Source organism: Streptomyces sp. NPDC104367 (genome assembly GCF_055583825.1).
On sequence record NZ_JBVJND010000008.1, the window covers coordinates 113,575 to 126,377 of the forward strand.

Consider the following 12,803-nt stretch of genomic DNA (forward strand, 5'->3'; position numbering starts at 1 on the left):
ACCGGTCGAGAGTCGATCCACTCGTGTTCAATAGCGTTCACTTCCGCTCCATAATGAACGCATGCCGTGCTGGTTCGTTCATCCCCCAGAGTGGGGCCGTGATCCTCGGGGAGAACATGTTGTGCGCTCAAACCCCGGGTCGTACCATCACTCTTTCCGCGTGAATCTCCCGGTCGAAGTCACACAGGTAGCAGGGGGCGATGTGGCGCTTGAGATCGAGGCACGTTTCCGTGTCCAGTGCAGCCAATTGGAACTGATCGCGAATCGCCTGGGGCAGGATGGCGCCCTGGGTCTGTACAAGCTCGTTCCCTCCGAAATCAACCCTCACGAGGACACGTACTTCGACACCGACGAGCGCCTTCACTCTCGGGGCTGGTCACTTCGCATACGGCAGCACAAAGACGATGTCGTGGCGACCTTGAAGAGGCCTGTCGATAATGCGAGCGCCGGGAGCGCGGGCGTCGTGACGCGTGAGGAGCTGGAGAATCCGCGCAGCGGAACGTTCCTCGACGTGGTCGAGATGATCGGCTCCGCCCTTGCGGAAGCAGGGGTCATCACTGTCCCTCCGGAGAACATCACCGCGCGTGTTCTGCGCGACGGTGCTTTCGCCGTTCTTCGATCTCTCGGGTTGCGATCCCTTTTCACGGTCGCCACGAACCGTCGCAGCTGGTGTGTGAGATCAGGCGTCAAGGAGATCGCCGAAATCGTGCTCGACCAGTCCGATTACGTCGTCGGAGTGTCCGCGGAGCCCATTCGGGAATGCCGCATGGAGATCGAGCTCGGCAAGGACGGCGAGGAGCGGCATCTGCGTGAACTCGTGCACTCGGCAAGAGATGAATTCGACGTGGAGCCGGCTCATGAGTCGAAGTTCGAGCGCGGGATGGCGCACTATCGAACCGCTCACCTTCGTGACAAACTCGAAGCCAAAGTGAGGGTTGCGAAGAACGACGACTATGTGTCGATAATTCGCCGGATCGATCACGACAAACGATTTCTCTCGGACTACGCCTTCACACGTCTGAGCGTCGACCAGCGCATAGAGGACGTGTACTACGACACTCCGAACCAGGATTTACTCGACGCCGGCTGGTATCTCCGGATCCGCCGCGACCAGGGCAAGCGTCAGGCGACCTTCCGTCGGCTGACCGAGGACGCCAAATACGGGTCGATCCTGCAACAGGAAATCGTGTGCGTCGAGGGGAGCGAATCGTTCGCGGACGGTTGGGCGTCGATCATAGGGTGGCTCCAGGAGAAAGTCCATACGAATTCCTCCGGGCCCATGGCGACATTCGAGGACGTTCAGCACGCGCTCACGAATCTGGGCCTGGCCCCGACTCTGGAGGTCGATGTGCAGAGGTCCGCGTGGATCGTCAAGCGGGTCGATCAGCAGCATGCGAAGACGGTCGGCGCGTCAGGCAACTATGTCGCCAAACTCAAGTACGACAAGGTCACCTTCCGCCGGGCGGGCAGTAAGAACGGACTGCAGAGCTTCGAGTTCGAGGTGACGGGAGTCGAGGACGAGAGCGGCGCGTCCCAGGACCTGCAACTGGACGGCTATCAGTCGTTCCTCCTGTCCTTCGTCGAAGCGTGCACCCACATCACCGGCACCGACGGCGTGCGCTACGAGACCTTCGCCAAGTACTTCCAGGGCATGAGGGATCTCGGGATCATGAAGAGCGAGCCGGAGTGGATGCGTGACGGCCGGCTGGCGCTGCACACCACGCTCGTGCGAGCGCCGTCCGACGAGGCGCGGCAGACCGAGAAGACCATGTGGCTGCGAGTCAGGTTCCTGACGGCGGTCGCGGTCCTCGTCGGCGGGCTCTTCGCCCTGTCCAGCGGCGCCGACACGGGTTTGTGGGCCGAGGGCGAACCGCAGCTGACAGCCGTCATCGTGCAGTGCCTCGGCTTCGTCGCGATGGTCGCCGCGGCCTTCTACCTCTTCAGGGAGCCCTCCAGCACGCTGGGCACCGTGGCCCGGTTCACCACCGTGGTCGTCGGGATGCTCGCCGCCGTGGCCGTGTCGATACCTTGGTTCGGCCGCCATGCCAGCGCCGACGCGACGGCGTTCCTGGCGCTCGTCCCGCTCCTGATCAGCCTCGCGAGGGACGGACTCCTCAAGCGGCCGAAAGGGGAGTGACGGCGCCGGGCCGATGACCCTGAAGCCGCCGGGAAGCTCCTGCGAACCGTTTCGCGAAGCCAGAAGGGCGGCACCCCCGCGAGGGTGCCGCCTTTCTGCTCTGCCTGTTCAGGCAACCAGAGGCCGTGGCGGGATTCGAACCCACGTCACTCGCTTTGCAGGCGAGCCCCTAAACCACTCGGGCACACGGCCGTGTCGATGACTCGAAGGTAGGGGGCGGGAGGGTGGGGCTCAAGGGAATCGGCGGGGCTGCAACGGGACTGCCACACGGCGTTCATGAACGGGGCCGGGGGCGTACGACCAAGGTCCGACGTGAGGTACGGCTCCCGACAGGGGTCAAGCGGGGTTGTGGGGCTTACCGTGGGGCGCATGACCGCACTTGAGCCGAGCGACGCCGTTGTCGCTGATGAGACAGCCGACGGAGTCGACACCGGAGGCGTGCTGGGGCGGTCGTACCGCGCGCTCAGCGTCGGGATCGTGTCCGTGGTGCTGCTGATCGCCTTCGAGGCGACCGCGGTGGGGACCGCGATGCCCGTCGCCGCGCGGGAACTGGACGGGGTCTCGCTCTACGCGTTCGCGTTCTCCGGGTACTTCACGACCAGCCTGTCCGGGATGGTGCTGGCGGGGCAGTGGTCCGACCGGCGGGGCCCGCTCGGGGCGCTGACGGCCGGGATCGGGGCGTTCGCGGCGGGGCTGGTGGTGGCCGGGACCGCCCAGGCGATGTGGGTGTTCATCCTGGGGCGGGCCGTGCAGGGACTCGGCGGCGGGCTGGTGATCGTCGCCCTGTACGTCGTCGTGGGCCGGGCCTACCCCGAGCGGCTGCGGCCCGCGATCATGGCCGCGTTCGCCGCGGGCTGGGTGGTGCCCTCCATCGTCGGACCGCTGGCCGCCGGCGCGGTCACCGAGCACCTCGGGTGGCGGTGGGTGTTCCTCGGGATCCCGGCGCTCGTGGTGTTCCCGGTGGCGCTCGCCCTGCCGCAGATACGGCGGCGGGCCGGCGGGCCGGCCCGGGAGCCGGCGGCCGCCGGCCTCGACCGGCGCCGGATCCGGCTCGCGTTCGGGATCTCGCTCGGCGCGGGACTGCTCCAGTACGCGGCCCAGGACCTGCGGTGGACGTCCCTGCTGCCCGGCGTCCTCGGCGCCGCCCTGCTGGTGCCCGCCGTGCTCGGGCTGCTGCCGCGCGGGACGTACCGCGCGGCCCGCGGACTGCCCTCGGTGGTGCTGCTGCGCGGGGTCGCGGCCGGCTCCTTCATCTCCGCCGAGTCCTTCGTGCCGCTGATGCTCGTGACCCAGCGGGGCCTGTCGCCGACCCTCGCCGGGTTCTCGCTGGCGGCCGGCGGGGTCACCTGGGCGTTCGGCTCCTGGGTGCAGGCGCGGCCGCGCGTCGAGCCGTACCGGCAGCGGCTGATGACCTTCGGGATGGTGCTGGTCGCGGCGGCCGTCGCGGCCGCGCCCGGCGTGCTCCTGCCCGGTGTGCCGGTGTGGACCGTCGCCGTCGCCTGGGCGTTCGGCTGCTTCGGGATGGGCCTGGTGATCGCCTCGTCCAGCGTGCTGCTGCTCCGGCTCTCCGCGCCGGAGGAGGCCGGCGCCAACTCGGCCTCCCTCCAGCTCTCCGACGCCCTCTCGAACGTCGTCCTGCTCGCCGCGACCGGCGCGGCCTTCGCCTCCCTCGGCGGCGGCTCCGTCTCCGGCGACGGCGGCACCGGTTCGCACCCGGCCGCCTTCGCCGCCGTGTTCCTGCCGATGGCGGCCGTCGCGCTCGTCGGGGCCTGGGTCACCACCCGGCTCCGTGATCTGTGACGTGAGTCCCACCCGAGGGGGACCCGGCCTCGTCCGCGCGTTGACAGCCACAGCGCGCCGGTAGGGTGGCCCGGTTGTCATACGTAGCCGCCCGACCCCCTTACTACGGAGACCGTGACTACCACCGCCGCCTCTGCCGCCTCGTCGTCGTCGCATCACCTCTCGCCGGCCTTCCCGGGCCGGGCGCCCTGGGGTACCGCCAGCAAGCTGCGTGCCTGGCAGCAGGGCGCCATGGAGAAGTACGTCCAGGAGCAGCCGCGCGACTTCCTCGCCGTGGCCACGCCCGGCGCCGGCAAGACGACGTTCGCGCTGACGCTCGCCTCCTGGCTGCTGCACCACCACGTCGTGCAGCAGGTCACCGTCGTCGCCCCCACCGAGCACCTGAAGAAGCAGTGGGCGGAGGCCGCCGCGCGGATAGGGATCAAGCTCGACCCCGAGTACAGCGCCGGACCGCTCAGCCGTGAGTACGACGGCGTCGCCGTGACCTACGCCGGTGTCGGCGTGCGGCCCATGCTGCACCGCAACCGCTCCGAGCAGCGCAAGACCCTCGTCATCCTCGACGAGATCCACCACGCCGGTGACTCGAAGTCCTGGGGCGAGGCCTGCCTGGAGGCGTTCGAGCCGGCGACCCGGCGCCTCGCCCTGACCGGCACGCCCTTCCGGTCCGACACCAACCCCATCCCCTTCGTGACGTACGAGGAGGGGCAGGACGGGATCCGCCGGTCCTCCGCCGACTACACGTACGGGTACGGCAACGCCCTCGCCGACCATGTCGTGCGGCCGGTCATCTTCCTCTCCTACAGCGGCAACATGCGCTGGCGGACCAAGGCCGGTGACGAGATCGCCGCCCGGCTCGGCGAGCCGATGACCAAGGACGCCGTCAGCCAGGCCTGGCGCACCGCGCTCGATCCGCGCGGCGAGTGGATGCCGGCCGTGCTGCGCGCCGCCGACCAGCGGCTCACCGAGGTGCGCAAGGGCATCCCCGACGCGGGGGCCCTCGTCATCGCCTCCGACCAGGACTCCGCACGCGCCTACGCCAAGCTGATCCGTGAGATCACCGGCACCAAGGCGACGCTCGTCCTCTCCGACGACACCGGCGCCTCCCGGCGGATCGACGACTTCAGCGCGAGCGCCGACCGGTGGATGGTCGCGGTGCGGATGGTGTCCGAGGGCGTCGACGTGCCGCGGCTGGCGGTGGGCGTCTACGCCACGACCATCTCGACGCCGCTCTTCTTCGCCCAGGCCGTCGGGCGTTTCGTGCGCTCCAGGCGGCGCGGCGAGACCGCGTCCGTGTTCCTGCCGACCGTCCCCGACCTGCTGACCTTCGCCAACGAGATGGAGGTCGAGCGCGACCACGCCCTCGACAAGCCGAAGAAGGACGGCGAGGAGGACCCGTACGCCGAGTCCGAGAAGGAGATGGAGGAGGCGAACAAGGAGCAGGACGAGGACACCGGCGAGCAGGAGCAGTTCGCCTTCGAGGCGCTGGAGTCCGAGGCCGTCTTCGACCGGGTGCTCTACGACGGCGCCGAGTTCGGCATGCAGGCCCACCCGGGCAGCGAGGAGGAGCAGGACTACCTCGGCATCCCGGGACTCCTCGAACCCGACCAGGTGCAGATGCTGCTCCAGAAGCGGCAGGCCCGGCAGATCGCGCACAGCCGCAAGAAGCCGGACACCGAGGCCGACCTGCTGGAGCTGCCGGCGGAGCGGCGGCCCGTCGTCTCGCACAAGGAGATGATGGAGCTGCGCAAGCAGCTGAACACCATGGTCAGCGCGTATGTGCACCAGAGCGGCAAGCCGCACGGGGTGATCCACACCGAGCTGCGGCGGGTGTGCGGGGGGCCGCCGAGCGCGGAGGCGACCGCGGGGCAGCTGCGGCAGCGGATCGCCAAGGTGCAGGAGTGGGCCACGCGGATGCGCTGAGCCCGGTGGCGCAGAGTCCGCATACCGGCACAAAGCGCAGTAGTCCATACCGGTGCGTGACCGGATTCTGGACGGAGGCTTCCGCTCAGCGAACCCGCTTCGCTACTGTCCCGCTACGCATACGCCCCGTGGCAGCGCCGCCGCGGAGCGCAGCCGTGAAGCGACAGGGCCCGGAGCCGCCGGGCCGTCCTGCCGATCGGCGGCCTCTGAAGCGCGTCGCTGACGGGACTCGGTGACGCATCCGCCGCGTCGGAGGTTGCCGGCCTCACCACTTAAGGAGTGGGCGTCGTGACCGCGGAGACCTCCCAGACGCTCGACCGGGGACTGCGTGTCCTCAAATTGCTGGCCGACACGGACCACGGGCTGACCGTCACCGAGCTTTCCAACAAACTGGGCGTGAACCGGACCGTGGTGTACCGGTTGCTCGCCACGCTCGAACAGCACGCGCTGATACGGCGTGACCTGGGCGGGCGAGCCCGGGTCGGGCTGGGCGTGCTGCGCCTGGGCCGCCAGGTGCATCCGCTCGTACGGGAGGCCGCGCTGCCGGCGCTCCGCTCGCTCGCCGAGGACATCGGGGCGACGGCGCACCTGACGCTGGTCGACGGGGCCGAGGCGCTCGCCGTCGCGGTCGTCGAGCCGACCTGGACGGACTACCACGTGGCCTACCGGGCCGGGTTCCGGCACCCGCTGGAGCGGGGGGCCGCCGGCAAGGCGATCCTGGCCGCCCGGCACTCGCCGCGGGACGACCCCGGGTACACGCTGACGCACGGGGAGCTGGAGGCCGGGGCCAGCGGGGCCGCGGCGCCGCTGCTCGGGGTGACGGGTGTCGAAGGGAGCGTGGGGGTCGTCATGCTGGCGGACTCCGTGCCGGAGCGGGTGGGGGCGCGGGTGATGGACGCGGCGCGGGAGGTCGCGGAGGCGCTGCGTTAGGCCGTGGAGGCGCTGGGGCCGGTCGCGGAGGCGCTGGGGCGGGGCGCGGGCCGGGCGGTGGCCGGAACCGGTCGCCGCGTTAGATTGACTCCGTGCTCTCACGTCTCACGCGTCTCCAGGCCCTCGCCGTCTGTGCGGTTCCCGTCGTGGCCCTGATCGGTACGGCCGTCTTCGCGCCGCTGCCGTTCTCGGTGGCCCAGCCCGGGATGACGGCGAACGTCCTCGGCGAGAACAAGGGCACCCCGGTGATCACCGTCTCCGGGGCGCCCACCCGGACCACCAGCGGGCAGCTGCGGATGACCACGATCGAGGCGACCGGGCCGGACGCCCGGGTGTCGCTGGCCGACGTGCTCCACAACTGGTTCCGGACGGACCGTGCGGTGATGCCGCGCGACGCGGTCTACCCGAGCGGTGACAGCGTCAAGGAGATCGAGCAGCACAACACGCAGCAGATGGAGCAGTCGCAGGACGCGGCGGCCCAGGCCGCGCTGAAGTACCTCGACCTCAGCGCGAGCAAGGTCAAGGTGACCCTGAAGCTGGCGGACGTCGGCGGGCCCAGCGCGGGTCTGCTGTTCTCCCTCGGCATCGTCGACAAGCTCGACGGGAACGGCAGCGGGGGAGACCTCACCGGGGGCGGGAACATCGCCGGGACCGGGACGATCACCGCGGACGGCACGGTGGGTGCCGTGGGCGGGGTGGCGCTGAAGACGCAGGCGGCGCGGCGGGACGGGGCGACGGTCTTCCTCGTGCCGAAGGACGAGTGCGCCGACGCGAAGGCCGAGCTGCCGAAGGGGCTGAGGCTGGTGCCGGTGACGACGCTCAAGGGGGCCGTTTCCGACCTGGTCGCCCTGGAGAAGGGGAAGAGCGTCCCCGGCTGCTGAGCCCCCTACGGGGCGACGGCCGGCGCCGGTGCCGTCAGGCGGAGGCCTATCTCCACCAGGGTCCAGCCGATGCGCGTGCGCAGTTCCCGCTCGGGCCTGGCCTGTTGGGCCAGGCGGTAGGCGTTCGCCTGGGCGTGGAGTTCGGCGGTGCGGTGGTGGGCGAGGTGGGCGTGGGTGTGCATGGCGGGTGCCTCTCAGTCCGTCTCGATGGGGAAGAGGTGCGTGTGGACGCGTACCTGCGCGGAGCCGGGCGTGTCCTTGTCGGGGACCCGGTCGCGGTAGTCGTCGATCAGGGCGTGCATCCTGCCGACCAGCTCCCGCGCCAGGTCGGGCGTGAGCCGCAGCGTCATGTCGCTCATGTCGGTGGACCGGGTCCAGGGCTCGCCCCAGTCGTTGCGGGTGCCCAGCCAGGCGGACAGCTCCCGGGCGTGGTTGCCGGCCACCTCGTGCAGGAAGAGCTCCGCCAGGCCGCGGACCTCGGGGCCGGCGCCCTCGAACTCCTCGGTGTCGAAGACGATGCCCTGGTCCACCGCCTGCCACCACCGCTCCCGGCCCTTGCCGTGCCCGGGCGCGTCCTCGACGAACCCGTGCGCGGCGAGCTGGCGCAGGTGGTAGCTGGTGGCGCCGCTGGACTCGCCCAGCCGGGCCGCCAGCAGGGAGGCGGTCGCCGGGCCGTTGCGCCGTAGCGCCTCCAGCAGCTGCATCCGCAGCGGGTGGGCCAGACCCCGCAACGAGCGGGCGTCCAGGCGGCGTTGCTTGTGCTCCTCGTGCTCCTGCATGACTACGAAGCTAGCGGTGCAAAGGAGTCGTTGCAAGGGGTTCTTTGCAACGACTTCTTTGGAACTCCCGCCGGGGCGCGGCTACTTCACGAGTCCCTGCTCCTTCATCCACTCCAGCGCGACCTGGTGCGGGTCCTCCCCGTCCACGTCCACCTTGGCGTTCAGGGTCTGCGCCACCGTGTTGTCCAGCTTCTTCGTCAGCGGGTCCAGGACCGTCGCGATCGCCGGCCACTTCTTCAGGGCCGCGGAGTTGATCTCGGGCGCCGCGTCGTAGTTGGGGAAGAACTTCTTGTCGTCCTCCATCACCACCAGGTCCATGGACCTGATGCGGCCGTCGGTGGTGAAGACCTCGCCGTAGGTGCAACTGCCCTTCTGGACCTGGGTGTAGATGATCCCGGTGTCCATCTGCGTGACGTTCCGCGCCGGCACGCTCATGCCGTACGCCTTCTCCATGCCGGGCAGTCCGTCGGCGCGGTTGGCGAACTCGCTCTCCACGCACAGCGTCACGGCCGCGGGGTCCGACTTGGCCAGGGCGGCCACCTCGGACAGCGTCCTCGTGCCGTACTTCACGGAGTTGGCCCGGTTCATGGCGAGCGCGTAGGTGTTGTCGAGCTGTGACGCCGGCAGCCAGGTCAGCCCGTTCTTCAGGTCGGCGTCGTGGACCGCCTGCCACTGCTGCTGCGGGTCGGCGATGGGGTGGCTGTTGCCCAGGTAGGTGATCCACGCGGTGCCCGTGTACTCGTACATCCCGTCCGCGTCCCCGGACTTGACCGCCTCGCGCGCCCCGATCGAGCCCTGGATGCCGGTGCGGTCCAGGACGTCGGCGCCCGCCGCCTGGAAGGCGATGCCCATCATCGCGCCGAGGATCAGCTGCTCGGTGAACTCCTTCGAGGTGACGGTGAGATGGGCGCCCCTGAGCGGCTCGCCGGTGCCGATCGAGCCGGGCCGGACGTCGTCGACCATGGGGGAGCCGCTGGTCAGACCGCAGGCGGAGGCCAGCAGCAGGGCCGCGGACACCGCGTACGGGGCGCGTCTCACCGGCCCGCCTCCAGCCCGCGCGGGCGCAGCAGGACCTCCGCGAGGGAGGCCAGCCAGTCCACCAGCAGGGCCAGCGCCACCGTGAGGACCGAGCCGAGGACCAGGACCGGCATGCGCTGGTTGGTGATGCCGGTGGTGATCAGGACGCCCAGGCCGCCGCCCCCGCCGAAGGTCGCGAGGGTCGCCGTACCGACGTTGAGGACCAGGGCCGTACGGACGCCCGCGAGGATCAGCGGTACGGCGAGCGGGAGTTCGACCTTGCGCAGCACGCCCGTCGGCGACATGCCGATGCCCTTCGCCGCCTCCAGGAGCGTGGGGTCGTTCGCCTTCAGGCCCGCGATCGTGTTGGAGAGGACCGGGAGGACGGCATAGACGATGATGCCGACCAGGGCCGCCTTCTCGCCGACGCCCAGCCAGATGACCAGCAGGGCGAGGAGGCCGATGGCCGGGGTCGCCTGGCCCGTGTTGGCGAGGGTCATGGCGACCGGGGCGAGTCTGCGGAAGGCCCTGCGGGTCAGCAGGATGCCCAGCGGGATGGCGATGACCAGCACGAAGAAGGTCGAGATCACCGTCAGCCGCACGTGCTGCCACAGGGCCTCGGAGACCTGGCCGCCGGAGAGGGCGTTCTCGGAGATCGTGTCCAGGTCCGCCTGCTGGAACCAGAGCCAGGTGGCCAGCAGCAGCATCACCAGGAACCCGGGCAGGACCGTCAGCTGCTGCCAGCTCAGCCGGCGTCCCGGCGGGCGCGACGGCGGGGGCGCGGCCGCCGGCTCCGCCTCGCCCTCGTCGCGGAAGGCGAGGCCCTCGACCTCGTGCTCGCCCTCGGGGCGGGTGCCGGGAGAGACGCTCACGCCTTCCTCTCCCCTCTCTCGCCCTCCTGTTCGGCGTGGGTCCGGTCGGCCCGGGCCTCCTGGAGCTCGTGCTGGTGCTCCATCGCCTCCAGGCGGTCGGCCTCCAGCAGTTCGTGCACGGAGTTCATCAGCGTCTCCATGTCGACCACCCCGATGTACTCGCCGCGCCGCCCGGTCACCGCGACCCGGCCCGCGTTGTCCGTCAGCACCGCCTCCAGCGCGTCCCGCAGGGTCGCGTCCCGGGTCACCGTGTCGTGCACCAGGGTGCCGGCGCGGGCCAGCGAGCCGCGGGCCCGCATCAGGTCGCCGCGCCGCAGCCACTTGTAGGGGCGGCCGCGCCGGTCCAGCAGCAGGATCTCGTTGGTGCCGCTGCCGCGCAGCTTGTTGAAGATCTCCTGGAGCGGGGTGTCGACGGTGACCGTGGGGTAGTCGGTGACCTCCACGTCCCGCACCCGGGTGAGGTTCAGCCGCTTCAGGGCCGCGCCCGCGCCGACGAAACCGGAGACGAAGTCGTCCGCCGGGTTGGTGAGGATCGCCTCCGGGGTGTCGAACTGGGCGATGTGCGAGCGCTCGCGGAGCACGGCGATCCGGTCGCCCAGCTTGATCGCCTCGTCGAAGTCGTGGGTGACGAACACGATCGTCTTGTGCAGCTCGTGCTGGAGCCGGATCAGCTCGTCCTGGAGGTGGTCGCGGGTGATGGGGTCGACGGCGCCGAACGGCTCGTCCATGAGGAGCACCGGCGGGTCGGCCGCCAGCGCCCGCGCCACCCCCACCCGCTGCTGCTGGCCGCCGGAGAGCTGGCGCGGGTAGCGGCCGTGGAACTCGCCGGCGTCCAGGCCGACCAGGTCGAGCAGTTCGTCCACGCGGGACCGGATCCGGCCCTTGGACCAGCCGAGCATCCTCGGGACCAGCGCGATGTTCTGGGCGACCGTCATGTGCGGGAACAGCCCCGCCGACTGGATGGCGTACCCGACCTTGCGGCGCAGCTTCACGCCGTCGATGTCGGTGACGTCCTCGCCGTTGATCCGGATCCGGCCGCTGCTCGGCTCGATCAGCCGGTTGATCATCTTCAGGGTGGTCGACTTGCCGCAGCCGGACGGGCCGACGAAGATCACCGTCTCGCCGGCGCCGATCTCCATGCTGACGTTGTCCACGGCGGCCTGGGCGCTGCCCGGGTACCGCTTGGTGAGGTTCTCCAGCTCGATGGTCGCGCCCGCGACGGCGGCCTCAGACACGGATCCCCCTCGGAATGGTCAGCCGTCCGATCAGGACGTACCCGGCGTCGAACAACAGGGCGAGGATGATGATCCCGACGGTCCCCGCGAGCACCTGGTTCAGCGCGTTCGCGCTGCCCAGGGAGGCCAGCCCGCGGAAGATCTCGTTGCCCAGGCCGGGGCCCGAGGCGTAGGCCGCGATGGCGGCGATGCCCATCAGCATCTGCGTGGAGATCCGGATGCCGGTCAGGATCGGCGGCCAGGCGAGCGGCAGTTCGACGCGCAGCAGCCGTGTCGTCCGGGACATGCCGATGCCCTTGGCCGCGTCCACCAGCGCCGGATCGACGCCGCGCAGGCCCACGATCGCGTTCCGCACGATCGGCAGCAGCCCGTACAGGGTCAGCGAGATGACCGTCGGCGCCACGCCCAGGCCCACGATCGGGATCAGCAGACCGATCATGGCGAGGGAGGGGACCGTGAGGATGGTGGAGGTGGCCGTGGTGGCCATGGACCCCGCCCAGCCGCTCCGGTAGGTCACCACACCGATGAACACGCCCAGCGCGGTCGCCACGACCATGCACTGGAAGACCACGCTCGCGTGCTGGTACGCGTCCGTGAGCAGCTGCTGGTACCGGTTGGCCAGGTACTCCCAGAAGCTCACCCGCGTTCACCCCGAGTCCCGAGTCGGCCGGATCCCTTCGCTGTCCGCCGCGGCCTGCTCCACCAGCGGGATGATCCGCAGCGGAACGGGGTTCTCCATGACGATCGCCGTGGCGGCCCGGACGATGCCATCAAATCCGACGACCCGGTCGATCACCCGCTGGAGATCGGCGTTGGAGCGGGCGACCAGACGGCACAGCATGTCCCCGGTGCCGGTGGTGGTGTGCAGCTCCAGCACCTCCGGCACGGTCGCCAAGTGCGCCCGTACGTCCGGGCCTTGCCCCTGCCGGATCTCCAGCGTGGCGAACGCGGTCACGGGGTAGCCGAGGGCCGCCGGATCGACCTGCGGGCCGAATCCCTGGATCACTCCATTCGACTGAAGCCGGTCGAGCCGCGCCTGCACCGTCCCCCGTGCCACCCCCAGCCGGCGCGACATCTCCAGCACCCCGATCCGCGGCTCCCGCGCCAGCAGCACCAGGATCCGACCGTCGAGACGATCGATCGCCATACCCGCCTCCCGGATGGTCATCATGTACACAGAGCCCGCCACCACCGCCGTACTACTGAACACAATGCCCACTCGAATCGGGAAC

At 70.2% G+C, this 12,803-nt stretch carries 12 protein-coding genes and 1 tRNA gene; 5 read left to right on the forward strand and 8 right to left on the reverse strand.

The window, feature by feature from the left end:
- The first annotated feature begins 160 nt into the window (after nucleotides 1–160).
- The gene (locus tag ACZ619_RS14240; RefSeq protein WP_469598389.1) at nucleotides 161–2,137 is read left to right on the forward strand and encodes a CYTH domain-containing protein; all 1,977 of its coding nucleotides are present in this window, start codon (nucleotides 161–163) and stop codon (nucleotides 2,135–2,137) included.
- 120 nt (nucleotides 2,138–2,257) lie between these two features.
- Here the strand turns inward: ACZ619_RS14240 and ACZ619_RS14245 are convergent.
- Nucleotides 2,258–2,329: transfer RNA gene (locus tag ACZ619_RS14245), tRNA-Cys, on the reverse strand.
- Between the two features lie 177 nt (nucleotides 2,330–2,506).
- On the opposite strand from ACZ619_RS14245, the gene ACZ619_RS14250 reads away from it, so the two are divergent.
- The 4 genes from ACZ619_RS14250 (at nucleotide 2,507) to ACZ619_RS14265 (ending at nucleotide 7,668) form a co-directional block, all read left to right on the forward strand.
- A complete protein-coding gene (locus ACZ619_RS14250) occupies nucleotides 2,507–3,937 on the forward strand; it encodes an MFS transporter (protein WP_469598391.1) in 1,431 nt (476 codons plus the stop codon).
- Between the two features lie 114 nt (nucleotides 3,938–4,051).
- A complete protein-coding gene (locus ACZ619_RS14255; protein ID WP_469598393.1) occupies nucleotides 4,052–5,857 on the forward strand; it encodes a DEAD/DEAH box helicase in 1,806 nt (601 codons plus the stop codon).
- Nucleotides 5,858–6,145: 288 nt separating this feature from the next.
- Complete coding sequence (locus tag ACZ619_RS14260) at nucleotides 6,146–6,787, forward strand: IclR family transcriptional regulator (RefSeq protein WP_469598395.1); 642 nt, start codon at nucleotides 6,146–6,148, stop codon at nucleotides 6,785–6,787.
- 92 nt (nucleotides 6,788–6,879) lie between these two features.
- Entirely contained in the window at nucleotides 6,880–7,668 is a 789-nt protein-coding gene (locus ACZ619_RS14265; RefSeq protein ID WP_469598397.1) for a S16 family serine protease, read from the forward strand.
- Nucleotides 7,669–7,673: 5 nt separating this feature from the next.
- On the opposite strand, the gene ACZ619_RS14270 is transcribed toward ACZ619_RS14265, so the two are convergent.
- The 7 genes from ACZ619_RS14270 to ACZ619_RS14300 form a co-directional block, all read right to left on the reverse strand.
- Nucleotides 7,674–7,850: a hypothetical protein gene (locus tag ACZ619_RS14270; RefSeq protein ID WP_469598399.1), complete on the reverse strand. Its 177-nt coding sequence runs from the start codon at nucleotides 7,848–7,850 to the stop codon at nucleotides 7,674–7,676.
- A 12-nt stretch (nucleotides 7,851–7,862) separates the two neighbouring features.
- Nucleotides 7,863–8,447, reverse strand: coding sequence for a helix-turn-helix domain-containing protein (locus ACZ619_RS14275; protein WP_469598401.1), 585 nt, complete (start codon nucleotides 8,445–8,447; stop codon nucleotides 7,863–7,865).
- An 81-nt stretch (nucleotides 8,448–8,528) separates the two neighbouring features.
- A complete protein-coding gene (locus ACZ619_RS14280; RefSeq protein WP_469598746.1) occupies nucleotides 8,529–9,410 on the reverse strand; it encodes a glycine betaine ABC transporter substrate-binding protein in 882 nt (293 codons plus the stop codon).
- 71 nt (nucleotides 9,411–9,481) lie between these two features.
- Complete coding sequence (locus tag ACZ619_RS14285; protein WP_469598403.1) at nucleotides 9,482–10,336, reverse strand: ABC transporter permease; 855 nt, start codon at nucleotides 10,334–10,336, stop codon at nucleotides 9,482–9,484.
- Nucleotides 10,333–11,571, reverse strand: a complete 1,239-nt coding sequence (locus ACZ619_RS14290) for a betaine/proline/choline family ABC transporter ATP-binding protein (RefSeq protein ID WP_469598405.1) — start codon at nucleotides 11,569–11,571, stop codon at nucleotides 10,333–10,335. The genes ACZ619_RS14285 and ACZ619_RS14290 overlap by 4 nt, the downstream gene beginning before the upstream one ends.
- Nucleotides 11,564–12,211 carry an ABC transporter permease gene (locus tag ACZ619_RS14295; protein WP_469598407.1) on the reverse strand — a complete coding sequence of 216 codons (648 nt, stop codon included), beginning with the start codon at nucleotides 12,209–12,211 and terminating at the stop codon, nucleotides 11,564–11,566. The genes ACZ619_RS14290 and ACZ619_RS14295 overlap by 8 nt, the downstream gene beginning before the upstream one ends.
- A 6-nt stretch (nucleotides 12,212–12,217) precedes the next feature.
- Nucleotides 12,218–12,718, reverse strand: a complete 501-nt coding sequence (locus ACZ619_RS14300) for an Lrp/AsnC family transcriptional regulator (RefSeq protein WP_469598409.1) — start codon at nucleotides 12,716–12,718, stop codon at nucleotides 12,218–12,220.
- Nucleotides 12,719–12,803 lie beyond the last annotated feature (85 nt).

Bases quoted from the DNA above. Each gene is read 5' to 3' on its own strand.
- ACZ619_RS14250 (WP_469598391.1), top strand. From the start codon at position 2,507: ATGACCGCACTTGAGCCGAGCGACGCCGTTGTCGCTGATGAGACAGCC.
- ACZ619_RS14270 (WP_469598399.1), bottom strand. From the start codon at position 7,850: ATGCACACCCACGCCCACCTCGCCCACCACCGCACCGCCGAACTCCAC.
- ACZ619_RS14275 (WP_469598401.1), bottom strand. From the start codon at position 8,447: ATGCAGGAGCACGAGGAGCACAAGCAACGCCGCCTGGACGCCCGCTCG.
- ACZ619_RS14280 (WP_469598746.1), bottom strand. From the start codon at position 9,410: ATGGTCGACGACGTCCGGCCCGGCTCGATCGGCACCGGCGAGCCGCTC.
- ACZ619_RS14300 (WP_469598409.1), bottom strand. From the start codon at position 12,718: ATGGCGATCGATCGTCTCGACGGTCGGATCCTGGTGCTGCTGGCGCGG.